Annotated in this window: 23 protein-coding genes and 1 pseudogene; 22 read left to right on the top strand and 2 right to left on the bottom strand. The window is 30.6% G+C overall.

What is annotated here, in order from left to right:
- Positions 1–121: 121 nt before the first annotated feature.
- The 8 genes and pseudogenes from B6K90_RS13505 to B6K90_RS13535 all read left to right on the top strand — a co-directional run bounded on the left by B6K90_RS13505 (position 122) and on the right by B6K90_RS13535 (position 8,843).
- Positions 122–1,057 carry a carbohydrate ABC transporter permease gene (locus B6K90_RS13505; protein WP_235821801.1) on the top strand — a complete coding sequence of 312 codons (936 nt, stop codon included), beginning with the start codon at positions 122–124 and terminating at the stop codon, positions 1,055–1,057.
- Positions 1,057–1,887 (top strand): carbohydrate ABC transporter permease, encoded by an 831-nt coding sequence (locus B6K90_RS13510; protein WP_088013296.1) that lies wholly within the window; start codon positions 1,057–1,059, stop codon positions 1,885–1,887. The genes B6K90_RS13505 and B6K90_RS13510 overlap by 1 nt, the downstream gene beginning before the upstream one ends.
- A 131-nt stretch (positions 1,888–2,018) precedes the next feature.
- On the top strand, positions 2,019–3,290 hold the full coding sequence (locus B6K90_RS13515) for an ABC transporter substrate-binding protein (RefSeq protein ID WP_088013297.1): 1,272 nt from the start codon (positions 2,019–2,021) through the stop codon (positions 3,288–3,290).
- Between the two features lie 389 nt (positions 3,291–3,679).
- A complete protein-coding gene (locus tag B6K90_RS23730) occupies positions 3,680–3,823 on the top strand; it encodes a hypothetical protein (RefSeq protein WP_167555363.1) in 144 nt (47 codons plus the stop codon).
- A gap of 126 nt (positions 3,824–3,949) precedes the next feature.
- Positions 3,950–4,216: pseudogene (locus B6K90_RS13520) on the top strand (type II toxin-antitoxin system death-on-curing family toxin); the annotation flags it as partial.
- A gap of 210 nt (positions 4,217–4,426) precedes the next feature.
- Entirely contained in the window at positions 4,427–6,256 is a 1,830-nt protein-coding gene (locus B6K90_RS13525; protein WP_088013299.1) for a sensor histidine kinase, read from the top strand.
- Positions 6,234–7,787, top strand: coding sequence for a response regulator transcription factor (locus tag B6K90_RS13530; protein WP_088013300.1), 1,554 nt, complete (start codon positions 6,234–6,236; stop codon positions 7,785–7,787). The genes B6K90_RS13525 and B6K90_RS13530 overlap by 23 nt, the downstream gene beginning before the upstream one ends.
- 90 nt (positions 7,788–7,877) lie before the next feature.
- The gene (locus tag B6K90_RS13535) at positions 7,878–8,843 is read left to right on the top strand and encodes a phosphotransferase enzyme family protein (RefSeq protein WP_088013301.1); all 966 of its coding nucleotides are present in this window, start codon (positions 7,878–7,880) and stop codon (positions 8,841–8,843) included.
- Positions 8,844–8,915: 72 nt separating this feature from the next.
- Here the strand turns inward: B6K90_RS13535 and B6K90_RS13540 are convergent, their stop codons facing one another.
- The gene (locus B6K90_RS13540; RefSeq protein ID WP_088013302.1) at positions 8,916–9,869 is read right to left on the bottom strand and encodes a PstS family phosphate ABC transporter substrate-binding protein; all 954 of its coding nucleotides are present in this window, start codon (positions 9,867–9,869) and stop codon (positions 8,916–8,918) included.
- A gap of 170 nt (positions 9,870–10,039) precedes the next feature.
- Between B6K90_RS13540 and B6K90_RS13545 the strand changes: the two genes are divergently transcribed.
- Positions 10,040–10,726 carry a winged helix-turn-helix domain-containing protein gene (locus B6K90_RS13545; RefSeq protein ID WP_088013303.1) on the top strand — a complete coding sequence of 229 codons (687 nt, stop codon included), beginning with the start codon at positions 10,040–10,042 and terminating at the stop codon, positions 10,724–10,726.
- Between the two features lie 551 nt (positions 10,727–11,277).
- Here B6K90_RS13545 and B6K90_RS13550 read toward each other — a convergent pair.
- On the bottom strand, positions 11,278–11,427 hold the full coding sequence (locus tag B6K90_RS13550; protein ID WP_170927399.1) for a BH0509 family protein: 150 nt from the start codon (positions 11,425–11,427) through the stop codon (positions 11,278–11,280).
- Between the two features lie 426 nt (positions 11,428–11,853).
- Between B6K90_RS13550 and B6K90_RS13555 the strand changes: the two genes are divergently transcribed.
- From B6K90_RS13555 to B6K90_RS13615, 13 genes are all read left to right on the top strand, one after another.
- Positions 11,854–12,579 (top strand): YveK family protein, encoded by a 726-nt coding sequence (locus tag B6K90_RS13555; protein ID WP_088013304.1) that lies wholly within the window; start codon positions 11,854–11,856, stop codon positions 12,577–12,579.
- Between the two features lies 1 nt (position 12,580).
- Complete coding sequence (locus tag B6K90_RS13560) at positions 12,581–13,276, top strand: CpsD/CapB family tyrosine-protein kinase (RefSeq protein ID WP_088013305.1); 696 nt, start codon at positions 12,581–12,583, stop codon at positions 13,274–13,276.
- Positions 13,273–14,046 carry a tyrosine-protein phosphatase gene (locus tag B6K90_RS13565; protein ID WP_088013306.1) on the top strand — a complete coding sequence of 258 codons (774 nt, stop codon included), beginning with the start codon at positions 13,273–13,275 and terminating at the stop codon, positions 14,044–14,046. The genes B6K90_RS13560 and B6K90_RS13565 overlap by 4 nt, the downstream gene beginning before the upstream one ends.
- 342 nt (positions 14,047–14,388) lie before the next feature.
- Entirely contained in the window at positions 14,389–15,264 is an 876-nt protein-coding gene (gene galU / locus B6K90_RS13570) for a UTP--glucose-1-phosphate uridylyltransferase GalU (protein ID WP_088013307.1), read from the top strand.
- Positions 15,265–15,288: 24 nt separating this feature from the next.
- The gene (locus tag B6K90_RS13575; RefSeq protein ID WP_088013399.1) at positions 15,289–15,960 is read left to right on the top strand and encodes a sugar transferase; all 672 of its coding nucleotides are present in this window, start codon (positions 15,289–15,291) and stop codon (positions 15,958–15,960) included.
- Positions 15,961–15,975: 15 nt separating this feature from the next.
- A complete protein-coding gene (gene fcl, locus B6K90_RS13580) occupies positions 15,976–16,914 on the top strand; it encodes a GDP-L-fucose synthase (protein ID WP_088013308.1) in 939 nt (312 codons plus the stop codon).
- A 27-nt stretch (positions 16,915–16,941) separates the two neighbouring features.
- Positions 16,942–18,021, top strand: a complete 1,080-nt coding sequence (gene gmd / locus B6K90_RS13585) for a GDP-mannose 4,6-dehydratase (protein ID WP_088013400.1) — start codon at positions 16,942–16,944, stop codon at positions 18,019–18,021.
- 141 nt (positions 18,022–18,162) lie between these two features.
- On the top strand, positions 18,163–19,356 hold the full coding sequence (locus B6K90_RS13590; RefSeq protein ID WP_088013309.1) for a glycosyltransferase family 4 protein: 1,194 nt from the start codon (positions 18,163–18,165) through the stop codon (positions 19,354–19,356).
- Positions 19,346–20,113 (top strand): WecB/TagA/CpsF family glycosyltransferase, encoded by a 768-nt coding sequence (locus B6K90_RS13595; protein WP_088013310.1) that lies wholly within the window; start codon positions 19,346–19,348, stop codon positions 20,111–20,113. Before B6K90_RS13590 ends, B6K90_RS13595 begins: the two co-directional genes overlap by 11 nt.
- Before the next feature lie 14 nt (positions 20,114–20,127).
- A complete protein-coding gene (locus tag B6K90_RS13600; RefSeq protein WP_088013311.1) occupies positions 20,128–21,468 on the top strand; it encodes a nucleoside/nucleotide kinase family protein in 1,341 nt (446 codons plus the stop codon).
- On the top strand, positions 21,465–22,709 hold the full coding sequence (locus B6K90_RS13605) for a glycosyltransferase family 4 protein (RefSeq protein WP_088013312.1): 1,245 nt from the start codon (positions 21,465–21,467) through the stop codon (positions 22,707–22,709). Before B6K90_RS13600 ends, B6K90_RS13605 begins: the two co-directional genes overlap by 4 nt.
- On the top strand, positions 22,697–23,614 hold the full coding sequence (locus B6K90_RS13610; RefSeq protein ID WP_088013313.1) for a hypothetical protein: 918 nt from the start codon (positions 22,697–22,699) through the stop codon (positions 23,612–23,614). Before B6K90_RS13605 ends, B6K90_RS13610 begins: the two co-directional genes overlap by 13 nt.
- A gap of 10 nt (positions 23,615–23,624) precedes the next feature.
- The gene (locus B6K90_RS13615) at positions 23,625–24,719 is read left to right on the top strand and encodes a glycosyltransferase family 4 protein (RefSeq protein ID WP_167555364.1); all 1,095 of its coding nucleotides are present in this window, start codon (positions 23,625–23,627) and stop codon (positions 24,717–24,719) included.

The following is a 24,719-nucleotide window of genomic DNA, read 5'->3' on the forward strand; positions in this document are numbered from 1 at the left end:
GACTAAGTAGAAATTATTTAAACATAAAGTACATCTGGTCAATATATTCCACCCTACTGTTCAAATGAATACGTTTTCACAACTTGAGTGGTATTTTATGATGATAGTGGAGGTGTTACAGATGATTGAAACGAAAAAAGTGATTGATACAAATTTAACAGATGCCAAGACAAAGAAGTCATCTAAAAAATTAAGAGATTTTTTAAATTATCTTACGTTTGTAGGACCAGCAACTATTGTTTTTGCAGCGATCGTGTTAACGCCATTTTTAATCGGCTTTTTCTATTCATTTACTGAGTGGGATGGTGTAGCTGATTCTGCTAAGTGGGTCGGACTTGAAAATTATAAATACATTTTTACAAAAGATACAGATTTTATTCACTCGTTTATTTTAACGGGTAAATATACATTATTCGCTGTGATCTTAACCAATGTGATTGGTTTTGGTTTAGCGTTAATCGTAACGCAAAGCTTAAAGAGTAGAAACATTTTAAGAACAGTCTTTTTCCTTCCGAATTTAATCGGTGGGTTATTATTAGGTTTCATTTGGCAGTTCATTTTCAATAAAGGTTTAATTTCAATTGGACAATTATTACATTCAGACTTTTTACAAAGAGCACTTTTAGGAGAAGAAAAAGGTGCGTTTTGGGCAATTGTCATCGTAGCAGTTTGGCAAGGTGCGGGATATATAATGGTTATTTATGTAGCGGCGCTGCAAGGTGTACCACAGGAATTAATTGAAGCAGCACAAATTGATGGTGCCAATAAATTCCAGGTGTTACGTAAAATTATTATTCCAATGGTAGCACCAGCTGTAACAGTTTGTTTATTCTTAACAATTTCATGGTCATTTAAAGTGTTTGATACAAACCTTTCATTAACAAATGGTGGACCATTTAAGTCTACTGAGATGTTGGCTTTAAATATTTATACTGAAGCTTTTGTTAATAATCGTTATGGATTAGGTGAAGCAAAAGCGATTGTATTCTTCGTAGTCGTTGCGTTAATTTCAGTTATTCAAGTATACATTACGAAGAAGAGGGAGGTTGAGGCATAATGCTAAAAGAACGATATACTGGCCTTACTTTTATATTAGAAATAGCGGCAATTATAGTTGCTCTCATCTTCTTAGTTCCTTTTTATTATGTATTAGGAAATTCGTTTAAATCATTTGCTGATATTTTACAAAATACATCTTCGCTTCCAAAAAGCTTAGATTTTACAAACTATCAACAAGCCATTCAAATTATGAATTTCTGGAAAGCACTAATGAATTCGTTAATCGTGACAATCGTTAGTAATGTTGTCATCGTCTTTTTCTGTTCGATGGCAGCTTATAAATTAGTTCGTTCAAAAAGTAAAATTTCAAATATCATTTTCTTTATCTTTGTAGCGACAATGGTTATCCCATTCCAATCAATTATGATTCCATTAGTGAAAGTTGGAAGTACTCTTCATTTAATGAATAGCCATTGGGGATTAGTAGTAATGTATTTAGGTTTCGGTTCAGCGTTATCGATCTTCTTATATCATGGTTTTATTAAAACAATACCAATTGAGTTAGAAGAAGCAGCAATTATTGATGGATGTTCACCGACGATGGTTTTTTGGAAAGTAGTTTTCCCACTATTAAAACCAATTACGGTTACAATTGTCATCCTTAATACATTATGGATTTGGAATGACTTCTTATTACCATCACTTGTCTTAAGAGATATGGAGTTAAGAACGATTCCTCTTGCTACATTCTACTTCTTTGGAGCATATACAAAACAGTGGAACTTAGCATTATCTGGACTTGTTTTAGGGATTACTCCATTATTAATTTTCTACTTTGCAGCACAGAAACATATTATTAAAGGTATTACAAGCGGTTCAATTAAATAAGGTGACATGGGTGGAAGCTATCAATATATTCCACCCATCATGTCAATATAGACTATCTATAGTTAGATATTTTTGAATGTATAATGAAAGCGTATTCAAAATAAAGAATATTGAGACGGGGGTTTTTAGTAATGAAAAAGATGCTAAAGGTAGCAGCAGCGTTAACAACTTCAGTGATGTTATTCTCTGCTTGTTCTGGGGGATCTTCAGACAAAGCTTCAAATGATTCAAAGGATAAAAAAGTAACATTAAACGTATTCCAGTTTAAAGCTGAGATTGCGAAAGATTTAGAACAAATGGCGAAGGATTACCATAAGGAAAATCCAAACGTAACAGTTAAAATTCAAACTGTTGGCGGCGGTGCTGACTATGGTGCAGCATTAAAAGCTCAATTCGCTTCAGGTAACGAGCCTGATATTTTCAACAATGGTGGATTCCAAGAAGCAGTTACTTGGAAAGATAAATTAGAAGATCTTTCAGATCAATCATGGGTAAAAGATTTATATCCTGGTACTGAAAAACCAATGACAATCGACGGCAAACTTTATGGTATGCCAATGAATACTGAAGGTTATGGCTTTATTTACAATAAAGATTTATTCGCAAAAGCTGGTATTACTGAAGCACCAAAAACGTTAAGCGAATTAACTGCTGCAGCAGAGAAGCTTAAAAAAGCAGGCATCACTCCTTTCTCTATCGGATACGGTGAGTGGTGGATTTTAGGAATTCACTTATTAAATATTCCTTTCGCTCAACAACAAGATCCAGATCAGTTCATGAAGGACGTATCTTCTGGTAAAGTGAAAATTCAAGACAACGAGCAATTCAAGCAATTTATGAAACTGTTTGATTTAACAGTTAAATACGGTAACAAAAATCCTTTAACAACGGATTACAACACGCAAGTTACAAACTTTGCTCAAGGTAAAACTGCTATGATCCAACAAGGTAACTGGATCCAAGGTATGGTTGATGGCATTACTCCTAACATGAACTTAGGTGTATTACCAATCCCAATCAACGATGACAAAGAAGCAATGGACAAATTACCAATGGGTGTACCAAATAACTGGGTTGTTAACAAAAACTCTAAAAACAAAGAAGAAGCTAAAAAATTCTTAGAGTGGATGGTTACTTCTGATACAGGTAAGAAATACATTGTTGAAAAATTCAAGTTCATTCCGGCACTAAAAACAATTGAAGGTAAAAACTTAGGACCAATCGCTGACGACTTATTAAAATACTCTTCTGAAGGTAAAACATTATCTTGGAACTGGTTCAAATACCCAGACGGAGCTACAAATGAGTTTGGCGCATCAATGCAAGCTTACGTTGGAAAGCAAAAATCTGCTAATGAAATGTTAAAATCTCTTGAAGATTCTTGGATGAAATTAAAGAAATAATTTGATTAAGATATCCTAACTTCCCTATTATTTTATAAATGAAGATACCCACAAGGAATTATGATCCTTGTGGGTTTTTCTGTTATAAAAGTTCAGTTCACTTTGCACATTTACTGTCCAAAAAGTGTTCCATCCACAAATAAAATTAACTCCTTTTCCAAATCTCCTAAAATAGCCAGTCTTTATATTTCAAAATATTTTAATGTATTAAGACTAAAATCAAAAAGGTAAAAACTAATAAGCGTCGAATATTTAATAACACTACAAATAGTAGCATTTTTCGTAAGTGGACTTCACCTATTACTTGTAGTACAATTCAGAATAAATAAGCATATTCTTGGACAACCTATTCATATACTTATAGCATATATGGATTGGAGGTTTTTCCGATGAATGAGAAAGAAGATGAAAATATGCCAAACAAAGTACAGGATCCAATTAAACCAACTGAAAAACCACAAACTATTAAATCTATTTATGACAAAATCAATGCTCGTAATGGCGAAGCTTTAGAGAGATTGAGCAAAAACTAAGTGAGCGCAGATTTCATTTATCTAGATGTAGCATTTGTTGAAGAGCTGCATGATTATGCGTTAAGAGATTACGGTGGTATTCCTGGACGTGATATCTAACGACTTGAATCTGTACTTGCATTACCTTCATCTGGTTATGACGGATATGAACGCTTTCTAACGTTACATGAAAAAGCGGCAGTTTATTTGTATTACATTGCAACTGGTCATTGTTTTAAAGATGGTAATAAACGAACAGCATTTTTGGCAGCCAGTGCATTTTTGATGATAAATGGATACGATTTAATTGTAGATAATAATACAGTCTTTAGTTTTATGATTAAGGTTGCTGACCGAAATCAAAGGCCCAAATTTGAAGAGGTAGTACAATGGATTGAAACATATACTGTTTAATGACAGGTGTGTATTAATCCATTTTTTTGTATTTAGTAATTAGCCTTCACTTATTATTGTGAAGGTTTTTTTAGTAACAGAAAAGCCGACAATCAAAACATTCGTTAGTACTTTTTACCGATTGTTTCATCCTTATAAGGGTATGATTCCGTCTATAACTCTGATAAACTAGATAGTAGAAGTGCAAACGTTTCCACAAAGGATGTTGTCATGAAAAATAGTATTCGAAGTAAGCTTATTATCTTATTATTAATCGCAACGATCATTCCATTTGGATTATCGATTGTCGCAAATTATTTTTATACGAAAAATACCGTCACAAAGGACTTTGTGAATACGAACTATGATTTATTAAATCGGAGTGGGAATGATTTATTGAACTACTTCAATGAGATTCACGGTATTCCATTGTCGATCTATAGTAATAGACCTTTTTTGTCTGTTTTAGAAAATGGTGCTTCTACTTATATTGAACAGAATTCGACTGAAATTAATCGAAGTTTATTAGGCCTTTATTTTTCAAGAAGAGAAATCGAGCAATTGCATTTATATTTAACAAAAGGTAAGGATGACTACACAGTATACAATGCAAAGGTGAGTAGTCGAGGGAAATTGTATAATTTCAATCAAATTCCCACCTATCGAAATTTAAGTTTTTCGAGGGACGCATATTATATTCAACCTACTCATCCAATTCAAAATTATAATAATTTATCTGATTTTCGAATTGAGCCAGTTAAGCAAGTAGTATCGCTTCATTATTTTTTAAATAATGTTACATCCAACCAATGGTTAGGCTTTTTATCGATCGATATTGAATTAAGTAGGATTAATGAAATTTTTGATCGTATTTATAAAAAAGGAGAGGAACATCTTTTTGTTGTTGGTGATGGGAATGTTGTTCTTTATTCTTCTGAAAAAAAACTGATTGGTAAAAAGTTAGAAACAAAATGGTATAAAAAAATTAGTTCAGATCAGTCAGGTGAAACTAGTTTTGATTGGAAGGACAAGGACTTTAGTGGGGTCTATGTATATGACAAAATAAGAAGCAATCATCAACAATGGACAATCATTAAAAGCATTCCTTATAAAAATCTCTATCACAACTCGAATCAATTGTTGAAAATTACAGTTACACTCGGGGCAATTTCAGTCTTATTAGTAATCATTTTAACAATTATCGTATCCTTTAGATTTACACGACCAATCCGAATCTTAATTCGAGATATGCAGCGGATTGAAAAAGGAGAACTTGCTGTTTCTTTTGATACGTTAGGAAATGATGAGTTTGGTCAGTTAGGTAAACATTTTACTTCAATGGTCGATACGTTAAATGATTTATATATAAAAGAGTACAAGCTTCAAATAGAGAATAAAACGAATCAATTGAAAGTACTTCAGTCTCAAATTAATCCGCATTTTTTATATAATGCGTTGCAGTCAATTGGAACTCTTTCATTAAAAAATGACGGAATTAAAGTGTATCGATTAATTATGTCACTATCAAAAATTATGAGATATAGCATGAAAAATAACGAAGATTTTGTAACGCTTAAGGATGAATTAAATCATATAAAAGATTATTTATCGCTTCAAAACGAGCGGTACGATGGCAAATTTGTTTATAACCTGGAAGTCGATGAAGGGTTAAACAAAGTAAAAATGCCAAAAATGATTTTACAGCCAATCGTCGAAAATTTCTTTAAACACGGCTTTGAAAAGCAACAAAAGCTTGGTGAATTAAATATTTCGATTCATAGACAACAAGATAATCGTTTAAAAATAGTCATTGCTGACAATGGTGAAGGTGCATCAGAAGAGGAATTAGAAATCATCAATTCATCGCTAGCAGTAGGTGGATTAAATACGAACGAGAGTATCGGTTTAAAAAATATTTCTGATCGCATTCATTTCTATTATGGTAAAAAGGCAGAAGTAAAAATAGAAAGTGTGAAGCATGAAAACTTTGTTGTAACGATAATCTTACCTATTGAAATGACAAGAGGAGAAGTTAATCATGAAGGTTCTACTAATAGATGACGAAAAGCATGTAAGAGAAGGTGTAAAACTTCTTGCAGATTGGGATGCAATTGGTGTTACTGAAATATTAGAAGCAGAAAATGGAGCGATTGCTCAAGATATCATTATAAAGGAAAGACCGACAATTATATTTACTGACTTAATGATGCCAGAGCTAGATGGTAGAGGTTTATTAAAGTGGCTTCATTCAGAAAATATCAATTGTAAAGTAATCGTTGTAACAGGATATGATGACTATCATTATATGAGAGAAGCCATTCAGTTCGGTGCGTCTGATTATTTATTGAAACCAATTGATCCGGATATATTGAATGAAACTTTAGTAAAAGTAGTTTCAGATTGGAATGAGAAAGAAAAAGAGAGAATTGATGCATTGAATGATTTTCGTTTGCTTCAGGAAGTTTTACCTGTTTACAGAGACAAACAATTAACAAATGCAATTTACGGAAAAGAATTTAATCAAAACATGTTAAACCAATTAGGATACGAAGAAGGGCAAACTTTACATGTTTCTTTACTAAAATTACGAAATCTAGAGACATTCAAAGATATATGGCCGGAGGATTTATGCTATTTTGCTCTGTTGAATATTGTAAATGAAGTTCTTCAAAAACAAAATGGAGGAATCGCATTTCGTAATTTACAAGGTACAAAGGAGATTTGTTTACTATACTGGGGCGAGCAAGTAACTGACAGTATTCAACATATAGCTAAAATTTTATCAACAGTTGTGCCTTTTCCGTTTCACTTTGCAATCAGCAAAAAGTTAACGATTGAATCAATCCAATTTGGGTACGAAGAAGTTGTAAACGTTCTACAGCATGTAAATATTTTGGAAAAGCGAGATGTACCAGTTTATTCTTATGATGATATAAAAGAGTATCATCCGATTAATTTAGTAGAAATCATCAACTTGTTTGAACAAATGGTTGAGAAGCAGGATATTTATATTTACGATGAAGTCATTCAACTTTTTAGTAAACGAATAGCACAGAAGAATTATCTTCCTTTTGCGCAGTTACTTTCATTGCATCAGGAGTTTCTAATCTTTCTAAATCACTGGATTAATAAGTTATCACTTCAAACGATTCAGGAAGTGAATCTAGAATTGTTCTGGAATGCGAAAGGGCATTTTGAAATTGGTGATTATGTAGCGACCCAAAGAGAAAGAGTACAGTCGATTATTCAAGAAAAGAATCAAACGAACCAAGAACTGAATAGTATAGAAGCAATTGCAAACTATATTCAACTTAACTATGCTGAAGAAATTTCACTTCAGGAGTTTTCAGAGAAATTTTATTTAAGCCGTGAATATATATCCCGTAAGTTTAAACAAATTTACGGTGTGAATATATCAGATTATATTGTTTCAATTCGAATCGAAAAAGCGAAGGAATTATTGAAGTTTCCAAATTTAAAAATCTATGAAATAGCTGGGAAAATCGGCTATCAAGATGACAAATACTTTCGAAAAGTGTTTAAAAAAATCGTTGGGATGACCCCAAATGAATACCGAAATTTGAATGATTAGTAAAAAAGTTGCAGGAAATCCTTGGAAACTGGGGAATTAGTAATTAGATATTTATTCTATGATTTATTCTATGTTTTGGGGGATTAAAAAATGGAACAGGCAGTTGAAAGAGTTTTTACAAAAGAGATTTTAACGAATGCAGCATCACAATTTGGTATAACAGTAGAAGAAAAACCAGTCGGAGAGTTCGAGAACTATTTATTTAAAGGTAAGCTGGCAGATGGAACGGATCGCATTTTACGGTTAACGCATTCATCTCATCGCTCAAAGGAAGATATTGAAGCAGAACTTAAGTTTTTAAAATATGCTAGAGAAAACGGAGCAAATGCAGCAGGTTCTTTAACTTCTTTAAACGGTAATTTAGTAGAAGTCCAAAATGCAAGTGATGGTACAAGCTTTTACGCATCAATGTTTGAATGGGCAGATGGTCAATTAGTTGATCGTACAAACCCTGCTGTGTGGAATGATGATCTAATGTACACATGGGGGAAAACAATCGGAAAGCTTCACGCGTTAACAGTTGATTATCCAGTAACAAATCATCGTGAACATTGGGATGAAGAAGCATATTTAAATGAAATGCTAGCGGACGAAGAGCTTGGGGCAAATACGAAAGAATTAATCGAAGAAATTCAAAGCTATGAAAGAAAAAAAGATTCATACGGACTAATCCATAGTGATCTACATCTTCATAATTTCTTCGTAAATGATAAAGGTGAAATAACGGCTTTTGATTTCGATGATCTGCAATATAATTATTTCATTTCAGATATCGCAATCGTCTTATATTACACTGCGTGGGGCAGTAAAGCATCATTCGAAGAAAAATCTAATTTCGCAAAAAGACAACTAGAAATCTTTCGAAAGGGTTATGAAACCGAGTATGTATTAGATGAAGAATGGTATAGCCGAATCCCTGCATTTTTAAAATGTCGTGATATTACGCTTTATCATGTATTAAATATGAAATACGAAGAGAAAACGCAAAGAGTCATTGACCTTTGTGAAGAACTAAAAGATCGAATTATAAATAAGAAAACGATTATTGAACTTTAAAATGACAAAAAGCTACGATTCAAATACGAATCATAGCTTTTTTTTATATATATTAATGGGGGGTGAGTAAGATTATTTGTGTGTAGCTTCTTCTATTTTATTAATATTGCTTTCATATAGATCATCTTGTAATGGGATATAGCCAACTTGCTCTGCTAAAGTTGGGGCATTTTCATTTACAAATTTCAAGTAGTCCAAAACGACAGGACGTTTAAGTGAGTTTTTATTTACATAAGTGTAGAGTTCACGAGAAAGTGCGTAAGTCCCGTTTTTAATCTTCTCTTCAGTTGGTAAAACTGCTTTACCTGTTTTTGGATTAACGATTGGTACGATTTTTAATTGATCTTTGTTTTCTTCATAGTAAGCATGACCAAAGTATCCGATTGCGCCTTTTTCACTAGCAACATCAACTACAAGATTTTTATCATCTTCTGACGTTTGAACATCTTTCCGTTCACCAGCTTGGTTTAAGATTGTCCTATTAAAGTATTCGTAAGTTCCTGACTCACTACCAGGACTGAAGAATTTAATTTCTTCCTTTGGCCAAGCTGAGTTTAGTTCGTTCCAAGTTTTTATTTTGCTTTTTACAGACCATAACTTTGCTAATTGATCAACTGTTAATTGATTAACAAAATGATTGTCCTTATTTACTACGACGGATAGACCATCGTAAGCTAATTCTAATTGAATATAATCAATTTTATTTTGTTTAGCGATTTTAGCTTCTTCAACTGTTATTTTACGTGATGCATCATTTATATCAGTTATTCCATTTGCGAATTTTTTAAAACCATCAATTGTACCACTATTACCTATTGATATAGTTACATCAGGTTGTGCAGAAATATATTGTTTTGTTATTGTTTGCATAATCGGGAAAACGGTAGATGAACCGTCGATTAGGATGCTACCAGTTAATTGATTTTCAGATGAACTTGAATTAGAATGATTGGCATTTCCACAAGCAGCTAAAGATAAAATAGCTGTGATTGCTACGACGAATAAAAGTGCTTTTCTTAGTTGCATCTACAGTTTCCCCCTCATTGTTTTTACTACATTTCTTACAATATCCCACAAAGGTTAACTTGCTTTTAACGCTACGTAAAGAATTTGTAAAGGTATAGTGAAAGTCCCCCTTTTTTGTTAATAACCAATTAAAATGACCGTATAAACAGTAAAAATGGGAGAGATATACGGTGGAGCAAATTGTCATCATCCAAGATCAAAACGAGATTGAACATGTGCTTCAACAAAGTAAACAATTCGGATTGGTTAAAATCAGCACATATCGATATGGAGAGTTTAATGAAGAAATACATCTAGGTTTCTTAAAAGGTTGCATAGTATTAATGAAAAGCCAAGTTTTGGACGAGTTTATTCCATTAATAATGAGAATAAGACGGATAACAGAAATACCGATCATATTATTAGTTGAAACATATGATTCATACGAAGCAGCAATCTGTATTGAAGCTGGAGCGGATCAATATGTTAAATATCCGATCCATCCAAGAGACTTGTCCGCAAGAATAAAAGCAGTTATGAGGAGGGCAGGCAATGAAAAAATTGAAGAAGACAGAGAAAAAGTATTACATTTTGGAGAAATTTCCTTCTATTTAAATAGAGAAGAGGTTTATAAAAATAAAACGAGGATCGAATTAAATGGTAGGGAATACACAATTTTACTTTTTTTAATCAAAAAAGCTGGCTTTATTGTAACAAGAGAAGAATTAATGGAAGTCATTTCTGTTTATAAAAATAGAAGATTAATCGATATTTATATTCATAGTTTACGACATAAGATTGAAGAACTTCCGAATTATCCTAAATATATTAAAACAATTAAGGGGAAAGGCTATCGGTTTGAAACGCTTGTTTATTGAATAGGAGTGTAATTTAAAAGCTAGGTGGATTCTTTTTAAGGATGCCATTTAGCTTTTTTTACTTTTATAAGGCAGAGGTTCAAGTAGATAGGGATTGAAAATTTTATTGTTTTTATTAAAAAAGTTGATTGATATTTAACAAGAGACGAATTTTTTTATTGAATTTAAATAAATAAAAAAATTTATGAACAAACCCAAATAAACAAAATGACTAAGGAAAAAGAGATTGAATTTTAAACGCTTTCAAAACTTAAACAACAAAAATGGCTAATCTGTTTATTTACCATATATTGGTAATAATAAAATTTCGATATAACAAAAAGATGCATAGAAAATACTCTTTTAAAATTTTTTGTCTCAAATTGAGGAATATAGTCGGAGAAGTAGGATTTTTGGTGTTTTTTGTAAAATCGAAAAAATGAGGAAATGTAAGTAACTAGAATCAGTATTTACCAACGAAACGTTTGTAAATGGAAAAGCTAGGTGAATCCAACAATAGGATTCACCTAGCTTTTTATTTTATAAGTGCAGTAAACCAAAGTTGTAAGATCTTACTCAGCGTGATGTAACATATACGTATAAGCCGAGTCGTAAAGGTGCTCTAAATCAGCATCAGTCATGAAAACTAAGTCCTCAGTTGAAAATCCTTTTGTTAATTCCAAAAATTGAACCATGTTTTTACGCTCTTCTCTACTCATCATTAACAACACTCCCTTTGATTTAATTTCGCTTCCAAACTGTGTTAATACAGTATATTTAATTAATAATTATTATATAACAGAAAAACCAAAATGTGCTAGTTATTTTTCACAAAAAATGTAAAAAAAATTTTAAAATTGGATTAATCATTATTCAGAATGTAACGTATAAATTATTTTAGTATAATATCTGATATTACATTTTTTGTTAATGTTTGTAACATAACTAGACCAGTTTGTATGTAATGGTAAAAACGGTTTCATAATTCCACAAATTTCGCCTATATAATGGAAAAATTAACTAAAATTTACAAATGCTACATTAAGAATACCTTAACATATCGTTAAGTAATTGTTATACTATGTAATATTGAAACTAATGCGATATTTTAATAGAATAGTAAATAGTTATATTATTAGGAGGAAATGATGGAAGAGACGATTAGTTTACAAGAATTATTCGGCGTTATTAAGAAACGTCTAATTATGATAATTAGTATTACAGTTGTAGCCGCAGTAGTTACAGGTGTCATTAGCTATTTATTTTTAACCCCGATTTATCAATCTTCAACTCAATTATTAGTCAATCAAAAGGAAACAAAAGATTCATCGATTTACCAGAATAACCAAGTACAAACAAATGTTCAATTGATCAATACATACAATGTCGTTATTAAGAGTCCAGCTATTTTAGATGAAGTTATTAATCAATTAAATTTAGATTATACAGTTGCAGAACTGACTAAAAATATTACAGTTGCAAGTGAAAAAGACTCACAAGTGTTTACTGTTACAGTACAGGATCCAAATCCCGAACAAGCTCGAGATATTACAAATAAGATTGCAGATGTTTTCCAGAAGAAAATTAAATCTATTATGAGTGTAAATAACGTAACTGTTTTGGCAAAAGCAGATTTAAGTGAAAATCCAAGCCCTATAAAACCTAATAAGAAGTTAAATATTGCAATTGGTTTTGTTGTAGGATTAATGCTTTCTTTTGGTATTGCATTCTTACTTGAGTACTTAGATAACACAGTAAAAACTGAAAAACAACTTGAAGAACTATTAGAATTACCGATTCTAGGTGTTATTTCTGAAGTGTCAAAGGGAAAAGTTACTCCTAAAATAAATTTAAAATTGGGAAAGGGTGCGTAAAATGGTTAAAAAAACAGCTAATGAAAAATTGAAAAGATTTCTTATTACATTAACAAACCCTAAATCACCATTTGCAGAGCAATATCGAACAGTTCGTACGAATATTCAATTTTCTTCAATCGATAAAAAAATAAAATCAATTTTAGTAACATCTTCAGAACCATCTGAAGGTAAAACAACGACAATTGCAAATTTAGCTATTACGTATGCACAGCAAGAAAAGAAAGTTCTTTTAGTAGATGCCGACCTACGTAAACCGCAATTGCATTCTGATTTTAAGTTAGAGAATTTTAAAGGTTTAACAACTGCAATCGCACAAGAAAAGTCCTTAAAGGACGTTATACAAAAAACTGAGATTAACAATCTATCAATTCTGACTTCAGGACCTATCCCACCAAATCCATCTGAACTATTATCTTCAGAGAAAATGAAAAATTTGATTGCACAAATGTATGAACAATATGATGTGATTCTTTTTGATGCTCCTCCATTGTTAGCAGTTACAGATGCTCAAATTATTTCACAAGTTTGTGATGGAACGATTTTAGTTGTTCGTAGAGGATATACGGTAAAAGAAAAAATTAAAAAAGCAAAAGAATTATTAAAACTAGTAAATGCCAATATTCTAGGTGTGGTTTTAAACCGAGCGGAACAGGAAAAAGACAGTTATTACTATTACTACGGTAATGAGAAATGATCGATCTTCACTGTCATATTTTACATGGTCTAGATGACGGACCAAATACAATGGAAGATAGTATTAATATGGCTCGAGCTGCCGTGGAAAATGGGATTCATACAATTGTTGCATCACCTCATCATCAGAACGGACGTTACAATACAGACAGAAAAGAGATAGTAAAAAAAGTAGAAGAGTTAAATAAAGTATTAAAAGAAAAAGCAATACCTTTAACGATTTTACCTGGGCAAGAGGTAAGGCTTTATGGGGAATTGATTCAAGACTATGAGCTTAATCGAATTGTTTCAATTAATGATGGAAGGCGCTATTTACTATGCGAACTTCCATCATCCCATATACCACATTTTACAAATAAGTTGTTATATGAGATGCAAGCAAATCGAATAATACCGATTCTAGTACATCCTGAACGAAACAAAGTTCTTATAAACGAACCAGACGTTCTTTTTGAATTTGTCCAAAAAGGGATATTAACTCAACTAACTGCTTCATCAATAACTGGTAAATTCGGTAAAAAAATTCAAAAGTTTGCTTTTAAATGTATTGAAGCAAATTGGATACATACGATTGCATCAGACGCACACAATACGAAAAATCGGAATTTTGAATTAATTGAAGCGTACGAGATCATCCGAGAAAAGTTTGGAATAGAAACTGAGTTTCAATTGAGGGAAAATAATCAGTCAATTGTAAATGGTGACATTCTTTATCCAGAAGAGCCACTTAAATTAAAACAAAATATTTTTAGTCGTTTACTAGGAATTTAATAAATGATAGGTGATATCTCCTTACCGTTATCAATGGAGGTACTCGGCTATATTGTGGTAGATGATTAAATTGATTAGTTTTCCATTTATCTTAAATGCAAATAGACCTCATGAAATCACTCAAACTAAAGGTCTATGCGTATTTTAGAAAAGGAGTTACAAACTTGAAATGATCTGCTTAGACGCCAGTCGTCAGAGGTATAGTGTGAGGAGGGGTTAGATGCCCCAAATTAAATTTGATTTAAAAGAAAATAGAGTTTCTTCTTGTGTATTTATTCACATGGATATAGAAGTGGAAACTTTATTAATTGGGGAAAAGAGAGAGATGGAGGGACTTTGAAAATGAAGAAAGTAAGAAAAGCAATTATTCCAGCTGCGGGGTTAGGAACACGTTTTTTACCTGCAACAAAAGCAATGCCAAAAGAAATGCTTCCAATCGTAGACAAACCAACAATTCAATACATTGTTGAAGAAGCAATTGAATCAGGAATTGAAGATATCATTATTGTTACAGGAAAAGGAAAACGTGCAATTGAAGATCATTTTGATTATTCATATGAGCTAGAACAAAATTTATTAGAAAAAGAAAAATATGCGTTATTAGAACAAGTTAAAGCTCCATCTAATATCGACATTCATTACATTCGTCAAAAAGAACCAAAAGGATTGGGGCATGCTGTTTGGTGTGCACGTAATTTTATTGGTAACGAACCATTTGCAGTATTACTTGGAGATGACATTGTTGAAGCTGAAACACCAGGATTAAAGCAGTTAATCAACCAATATAACCACACTTATTCGTCTGTAATTGGTGTACAAACTGTTCCAGAACAAGAAACACATCGATATGGAATTGTTGATCCGATTATCCAAGAAGGCAGAAGATATGAGGTACAAAACTTTGTTGAAAAACCAGCACCTGGTACAGCACCCTCTAATTTAGCAATTATGGGTCGTTATGTATTTACACCTGAAATCTTTATGTTCTTAGAAGAACAAACAATTGGTGCAGGTGGCGAAATTCAATTAACAGATGCGATTGAAAAATTAAATTCAATTCAGCGTGTATTTGCATATGACTTTGAAGGGAAACGTCATGATGTAGGTGAGAAATTAGGATTTATTAAAACGACTATAGAGTTTGCATTAAAGCATGAAGATTTAAAAGAAGATTTATTGAAGTATTTACATGACATGTTAACAGTAAATATTAAATAAGGATGGATGATCAGATTGAAAGCAATGAGATTTGAACAATCAGAATATGCTTCTCAACCACTCTTATCGAAAGAAATACTTGAAAAAAGAAGGATCTATTTGTTTACAAAACGATTAATGGATTTAATTGGAGCGATTTTTGGACTTCTATTATTATTACCAATTTTTATAGTAGTAGCAATTTTTATTAAGTTAGAAGATCCGAAAGGTCTGGTATTCTTTTATCAAACTAGAGTCGGTAAAAATGGAAAAGAATTTAAAATGTATAAGTTCCGTTCAATGGTAACGGATGCAGAAGAACGATTAAAAGACCTTCTAAAATACAATGAAGTTTCTGGTGCAATGTTTAAAATGAAGGACGATCCTAGGATTACTAGAATCGGTAAACTTATTCGAAAAACATCAATTGATGAGTTACCTCAACTCTTTAATGTTCTATTAGGGAATATGTCACTAGTTGGTCCAAGACCACCACTTCCTAGAGAAGTTGATGAATATACAGATTATGATAAACAGAGATTACTCGTTACGCCTGGTTGTACTGGACTATGGCAAGTAAGTGCACGGAATAGTGTAGGTTTTGATGAGATGGTTCAACTTGATTTAACTTACATAAATAATCAATCAATTATTTATGACATTAAGATTATTTTAAAAACGATTAAAGTATTATTTGGTTCAAACGACGCATTTTAATGAGGAGAGAGAAAAGTGAAAAAGGATTCGAAAATATATGTAGCTGGTCATCGTGGATTGGTGGGTTCAGCAATTTTACGTAAATTACAAGAAGAAGGCTATACTAATTTAGTATATCGTACTAGTAGAGAACTAGATTTACGTGATTTTAAAGCAGTTGAAGAGTTTTTCGCTGAGGAAAAAATAGAATATGTTTTTCTAGCAGCAGCTAAAGTTGGAGGAATTGTTGCAAACAATGAATACCCAGCCGATTTTATCCGTGACAATATATTAATTCAAACTAGTGTCATTGATGCTGCTTATAAAAATAATGTGCATAAACTATTATTTTTAGGAAGTACATGTATATATCCCAAAATGGCACAACAGCCATTAAAAGAAGAATATTTATTAACCGGTGAGTTAGAACCTACAAATGATGCCTATGCGGTTGCTAAAATTGCAGGGATTAAAATGTGTGAATCATATAACCGTCAATATGGTACGAAGTATATTTCTGCAATGCCCACAAATATGTATGGACCTAATGATAACTTTGATCTACACACTTCTCACGTACTACCAGCATTATTACGCAAATTCCATGAAGCGAAAGAGAATAATAATCCAACTGTAACTGTTTGGGGAACAGGAACGCCATTACGTGAATTCTTATACTCAGATGATTTAGCAGACGCTTGTATTTTCTTAATGCACAATTACGAAGGAAACGAAATCGTTAACGTTGGAGTTGGGAAAGACATTTCCATTGGTGAATTAGCAGTGAAGATAAAAAATGTAGTGGGATTTGAAGGAGAAATCGTATTTGATTCAACAAAACCAGATGGGACGCCACGTAAATTAGTAGATACAAAAAAAATTAATTCTTTAGGTTGGACGGCAAATACCTCTTTAGATGAAGGATTAGTTAAAGCATACGAAGCATTTTTAGCGCAATTTCAACTAATGAAGTAATTAGACAAGGAGAAAAGAGAAATGACTATGAAGAAAAAAGCTTTAGTAACTGGCGTAACAGGACAAGATGGGTCTTACTTAGCAGAATTTTTATTAGAAAAAGGGTATGAAGTACACGGTATTATTCGTCGTAGTTCTTCTTATAACCAAGAGCGTTTAGAGGATTTATTTAATGATGAAAAATATTCGTTTATGGCCCATGATAACTTTAACTTACATTATGGTGATGTAACTGATACATCAAATGTGATTCGTTTAATTAGCGAAATTCGTCCGGATGAAATTTATAATTTAGCTGCACAATCACATGTTCGTGTTTCTTTTGATGTACCTGAATACACTGCAGACGTTGATGCAGTTGGAACATTACGTATTTTAGAAGCAGTTAGAATGTTAGGGTTAACGGAGACTACGAGAATCTACCAAGCTTCTACTTCTGAATTATATGGAAAAGTACAGGAAGTTCCACAAAAGGAAACTACACCATTTTATCCACGTTCTCCATATGGAGTAGCTAAAATTTATGGTTTCTGGATTACGAAAAACTATCGTGAATCTTACAATATGTTCGCTGTAAACGGAATCTTATTTAACCATGAATCAGAACGTCGAGGTGAAACTTTCGTAACTCGTAAAATTTCACTTGCAGCAGCACGTATCGCTCAAGGTAAACAAGAAAAATTAATGTTGGGTAACTTGGATTCTTTACGTGACTGGGGTTATGCAAAAGACTACGTAGAATGTATGTGGCTAATACTTCAACATGATAAACCAGAAGATTTTGTTATCGCAACTGGTGAAATGCACACTGTACGTGAGTTTGCAACTCTAGCATTTAAACATGCAGGAATTGAAGTTGAATGGCAAGGTGAGGGGATTAACGAAAAAGGTATTAATAAATCAACTGGGGATGTAATTGTTGAAGTTGATCCAAAGTTCTTCCGTCCAGCTGAGGTTGATCAGTTATTAGGTGATCCTACAAAAGCTAGAACATTACTAGGTTGGAATCCGACTAAAACTTCATTTGAGCAGTTAGTTGAGATCATGATTACTCATGATATGAAGAAGGTTGAGAAGGAAGATCGAGTTAAGAAGATGTTTGATTAAAGCAGGTAATATTACCTGCTTTTTTAATTTAGCAAATTACTTAATTGCACATAGCTCAAAAATAGAATTACTATATTGAATGTTCTTGAGTTATGTACAGTTAAGAAATAAAAATGACTATTTTAATTTTATGGGGGACATATGGGTAAAGAAAATATTTTAATTGTGCATAATTTTTATCAGATTCCTGGTGGTGAAGATTCAGTAGTTGAAAATGAGAAAAATCTTTTGGTGGAAAAAGGGCATAATGTTTTTTTATATACTAGACATAATAATGATTTGAAAAATAAAGGCATTTTCGGAAAACTATTACTTCCTTTAGAAACAATATTCTCAATCAAAACTTATTTTGAAATTAAAAAGATAATTAGAAATAAAAAGATAGATATAGTTCATGTTCATAATACATTACCACTTATTAGCCCATCCGTTTATTATGCTGCTAGACATAGTAATGCTACAGTAGTTCAAACGATACATAATTTTAGATTAATGTGTCCTGCCGCTACTCTAGTTAGAAATAATTCAATATGTGAAGCTTGTATAACTAAAGGACTATATTCTGCAGTTAAATATAACTGTTATCGAAACTCACGTATACAAAGCTTAATTTCAGCATTGAGTCTAGGCTTTCATCGTTTTATCGGTACGTATAAAAAAGTTGACGGTTATATCACTTTGACAGAGTTTAATAGGAAAATGTTGGAAAGAGTTATACCTAAAGAAAAAATCTATGTGAAGCCTAACTTTGTAAAAAATAAGTATATAAAGAGTAATAAAAGCTCGAATTATTTTTTGTTTCTTGGAAGACTCGATGAACTTAAAGGAGTAAAGCTACTGGTTGAGGCATGGAAAACAATTAAAAATACTAAACTTTTAATTGTTGGTGATGGTCCATTAGAGAAAGAGCTAAATGATATTATTAAAAATTATAATCTTTCAAATATAGAATTATTAGGTTTTAAGAAAAAAGATGAAGTTATGGAACTAATTGATAACTCAAAAGCTTTAGTAGTTCCATCACAATGGTATGAAGGATTTCCAATGACAATTGCTGAAAGTTTTTCTTTGGGGACTCCAGTTATTGCAGGTGATATTGGGAATTTACCAACTATAGTAGAAGATTACAAAAATGGTTTGATATTTAAGTACAACGATATTAATGATCTACGAAATAAAATTAATACTTTAAATGAGAATAGCGAATTATTAGAAGAGTTATCAATGGGTGCAAAGGATAGTTACAACCAAAAATATAATTATGATAAAAACTATAAACAATTATTAAGAATTTATAATACATGTAAGAGAGGACATTTAAGCAATGTATTATGATGAAAATAAATTAATGACTACTAATATTTTAGGTGTCAACGTTAATGTAATAAATATGCAGTGTACTTTAGAATTTATAGAAAAAAATTTAAGTAGAATAAAAGGGAAATATATTTGTGTATCAAATGTACACACAACTGTTATGTCTTATGAAAATGATGACTATTGTAATATTCAAAACGAGGGGATAATGGCTCTACCGGATGGAAAGCCTTTGTCAGTAGTTAGTAAATTAAAAGGTTTTAAAAATGCTGATAGAGTTACTGGTCCAGACTTAATGGAAGAAATTTTTAATATTTCTTATGAAAATGGATATAAACACTATTTCTATGGTAGTACAGAGGAAACTTTAGAAGAGTTAAGAAAAAAACTTTTAAAAAAGTACCCTAATTTAAGCATAGTAGGGATGTATTCCCCTCCATTTAGATCAGTAAGTATCGAAGAGGATAATGAAATAATAAAAAATATTAATCAGTGTAATCCAGATTTTATTTGGGTAGGATTAGGTGCGCCTAAACAAGAAATTTGGATGAATGAACATAAAGATAAAGTTAACGGTCTAATGATAGGTGTAGGTGCTGGATTTGATTATCATGCGGAAAAGTTAAAAAGAGCTCCTATCTGGATGCAAAAGTCGAGTCTAGAATGGCTGTATAGATTAATGCAGGATCCAGCAAGGTTATTAACTAGGTATTTTAATACTAACATAAAATTTACAATGTACCTTTTTATGAATTTAGTAAAAAAGGTATATTAAATAAGGAGTATGAGATGGTAAGTGAATCATTTAATAATACCAATAATTTTGTTTTAGAATTTTTTAATGAACTAAATAAAGAAAATATAAAATATGCTATTTTGCGTAAATACGAAAATATATATGTAAATGAATTTAATGATATTGATTTTTGTATAGAAAAAAATAAGCTTAAAGAAACATTTAGTGTATTAAAAAGATTATGTAACTACTATGGTTGGTTTGTGTTTAATACGATTTATAAAGATGGCTTAGTGGCAATACACTTATATAAAATAGTTGATAATAAAGTTGAAATTGTTCACTTGGATATCTTCGAAGATATTAATTGGAAAGGATTAACTGTATTAACTAATAATGAACTCTTAAATAATGTGCTAATTTATAAGGACTTAAATATTATAAGTAAGGACAATGAAGCGGTTATTTGTTTATTATCAAGGTTTCTTTATCACGGAAATATAAAGGAAGAATATAAAGACTTTATACATTCAAACTTTATACTTAATAAAGAAAAAATATTAATAACATTAGAAAATCTATTTGGTAAACGATTATCCAAAGAAATATATAATAATTGTATTTCTAAAGAATGGGAAGTTCTTGAGAATAATGTTATTAATGTCAGAAAAAAAATAGTTCAAAAAAGTATATTCAATTTAAAAAATAATTTACTTTTCATGAAATCTAAATGGATTATCAATAATTTCAAAAGAATATCGAATCGAAAAGGAATATTTATTACTTTTTTAGGTACAGATGGCAGTGGGAAAAGCACAGTCATAGAAAATATCCAAAATCAACTCTTTCAATCGTATCCTAAAAGTTCAATTAGTTATTTTCATTGGAGACCAAAATTAATTTTAAATGAAAAAAAGGAAAACATCATTAAGTCTAATTCTGAAAATCCACATGAAAAGCCGCCTCACAATAGGATAAAATCATTTATTAAGTTTATGATTTTTAATCTAGATTATATTTTTGGATATTTTCTTTTAATTTATCCTAAATTAGTAAAGAATCATATGGTTATATTTGATAGATATTATTACGACTATTTTATTGATATTAATAGATATCGTATGGATATTGATGAAAGATGGATAATATTTGCAAATAAATTTATTCCTAAACCAGATGTTACATTTCTATTAGTTGGGGATCCAATCACAATCTATAATAGAAAAAAGGAAATTCCATTAAATGAAATAGAGAGTCAAATTAGTAAGCTGAAAGAGAATAAAAACTATTTTAATAATAATAAAATTATTGATGTAAATAATTCTATAGAAAAGGTAACGATAGAAGTTTGTAATGAATTATTACAGTCATTACAAAGAAAGGAACTAGCATGAACGTTTTAGTTTCAGCATATGCGTGTGAACCTAATAAAGGATCTGAACCTGAAGTTGGCTGGCAATGGATAAAGAAATTAGCGATAAATAATAAGGTTTTTGTCATAACAAGAACTAATAACAAAAAAAATATTGAAGAGGGATTAAAAGACTATAAATATAAGAATAATATTCAATTATATTATTTTGATTTACCTAATATATTTCTTAAGATAAAGAAGTTTACTAAATCAAACATTCTTTATTATTTCTTATGGCAATGGGGTATTTTAAGTTTAGCTAAAAGTATATGCACCCAAGAGAAGATAGATATATGTCATCACGTTACTTTTGTAACATTTAAAGTATTTAGTTCATTAGCTTTTTTAAAAAAACCATTTGTTTTTGGGCCAGTTGGTGGAGGAGAACGTGCCCCATATAAACTATACAAGGGTAGTAGAAAAAGGGATATTTTTAAGGAAGTTTTAAGAGATATTGATATTGTATTAGCAAGATTAAATCCATTAAATATTTATACAATGATGAGGGCAAATAGAATATTAGTAACTACTAAAGAAACTTTGAGCGTACTTCCTAAAGTTTTTTATAAAAAAACGATCGTATACCAAGCAATTGGAATTGAAAGTACAGAAATAGCTGAGCCAAAAATTAGATATAACGACTCAAACCTTAAAGTCTTATTTGCTGGTAATTTAATATATTGGAAAGGTATTAATATATTAATGGATTCTTTTAAAAAATATATTAAAGTTAATCCAAATGCAAAATTATTAGTAGCTGGCGAAGGAAATCTACTAAGTGAAATTAAAAAACAACTTCAAGAAGATGGAATAGAAAATAATATAGAATTATTGGGTAGAAAAAAAAGGGAAGAATTATTTAATCTATATAATTCAGTAGATTTATTTTTATTTCCCAGTTTACATGACTCAGGTGGAATGGTTGTATTAGAAGCTATGGGCAGAGGTATTCCAACGATTTCTCTTGATTTAGGTGGACCGGGAGTAAATGTTGATTCAAATACTAAAATTATTACCAATGGAAAAAATTTAGATGATGTAGTTGAAGAAATTTTGAATATTTTAATAAAAATAGAAAATAACAAAGAGTTTTATAATGAATTAAGTCAAAATTCTATAAATTTAGCTAAAAAGAACTTTCTTTGGGAAAATAAAATTAAATTTATGGAAGAGCTATACAAATTGATATTATCGGAGAAAGATAGAACATGGAAGTATTAGACATATTAGTAATAGAGGAAAAGAGAAATAAAAATGAAAGCACCCATGTTTTAATTTTATTTAAGGGGAAATTTAAATATTTTATTAGTAATGATAAAAACGGAGATAAATATTTAAATAATGCATTAGTATCTTATTCAATGAAACATAATTTGTTCAAATATATAATGAAATTAATACCTGATAAATTGAAAGTGAAAATTGGTATAGCAAAATACGTTAAATTGTCATTTAACGAAGCAGTATCAAAGGAAATAGCATTATTTAACAGTTTGAAGAGTGAAAAATTAAATTTTAATGTATTAGTTGGAACCTACGGTAAACATCAAAAATTAGTTTTACAGTTATTTGACCAGGGAGTTATTAATTACCATAAAATTGGAACTCAAAATTCGAGTAATCAGTTAATAAATGAAATAGAGTTTTTGGATAAGTATGATAACTTAATTGGCCAAATTATGAAGTTACCTAAACTAATCTCTAGCGAAATAAAAAGTAAGATATTTTTAATGAGTACATCAGAGTTTAATGGTAAAAGAGTATACCCTAAATTTAATAGGAAAATATATTTATTATTTAAAGATGTAACATCAATTAAAGAAATTAAAAAAGATCAAAATGGAGTTTATATGGCTTTTTCACATGGAGATTTTGCGCCATGGAACATGAGAAAAATCGATGATAAGATTTTATTATTTGACTGGGAATATTGTGGATTTAGGTTTTATGGATTCGATATGATTCATTATATTTATCAAATTGAGACATTGTTAAATAAAAGAGAGCATGAAGTAGCATTAAAAATTGCAATTAAATCTGTAAAAAAATATGATGGTATCTTAAATCAGATGAGTGATAATTTGTTAACAAGATTATATGAAGACGAAAAAAGAAAAATATACTAGAGGTAAACTTATGAAAGTTGCAATAATTCAAGGATCTGTCTCTCCATATAGAGTTGACTTATTTAATTTTTTAGTAAAAAATTTTAGTTATAAATATGAATTTATAGTATTGTATGCAGCTAAACCAAAAGCATTTGATAGAAATTGGACGATTGATGAAAAAAATATGTTAAATTCACACTTTTTAAAAAGTAAAGCAATAAAAATCAAAATAGGCAAATTCAATAAATATACTAATTTGCCAATAGGAGTACAGTCAAAATTAAATGAAATTAATCCTGATATTGTAATAGGTGCTGAATATAATCCCTCTACACTTTTAGGTTATCTTTGGGCAAAAAAACATAATAAAAAGTATATTTCATGGTCAGATGGTACATTGCAATCTGAAAAAAATATTAATCCTATTTCAAAAAAAGTAAGACAAATAATATGTAGTAATTCAGATGCTTTAATAGCAAGCAGTACTCAGACAAAGGAAGCTCAGAGATTTTATGGTGCTAATAGTAATAAAATATTTATTAGTTACTTAACTGTTGATTTAGAGAAATATATTATAAAAAATAAGAGGAACAATACTAATAATCTTCTTTATGTCGGTAGATTAATAAAGCTAAAAGGATTAGATCTTCTATTTAGAGCTATTTCAAAAATCGAAAAAGAGTATACATTAACAATTGTTGGAGAAGGTGAAGAAAAGGAAAAGTTGATTAATTTGTGTAAAGAGTTACAAATTGATCAAAAGGTTTCTTTCCTTGGATATAAAGAAGGAAAAGAGTTAAGAGAGCTTTATGCTAATGCTGATTTATTTATATTCCCATCTCTAAATGATTGTTTTGGTTTGGTGCTTATTGAAGCGCTATGTGCAGAATTACCTTTATTGACATCAAAGTATGCTGGCGCAAGCTATGATGTAATTAAAGATAATGGTTATATCTATGATCCTTATGACCAAGATAACTTTTTAAGAAAATTAAGAGATATTATAGATAATAAAGAAAATATTGATCAAAAAAGATTTAATTCTTTAGAGTTAGTTAATAAATTTTCATTTAATAACGTAAGCAAAGAATTTATAAAAGCTATTGAAAGTGTGAGCATTTAG

It is taken from the genome of Gottfriedia acidiceleris, assembly GCF_002128425.1.
Taxonomy (GTDB): domain Bacteria; phylum Bacillota; class Bacilli; order Bacillales; family Bacillaceae_G; genus Gottfriedia; species Gottfriedia acidiceleris.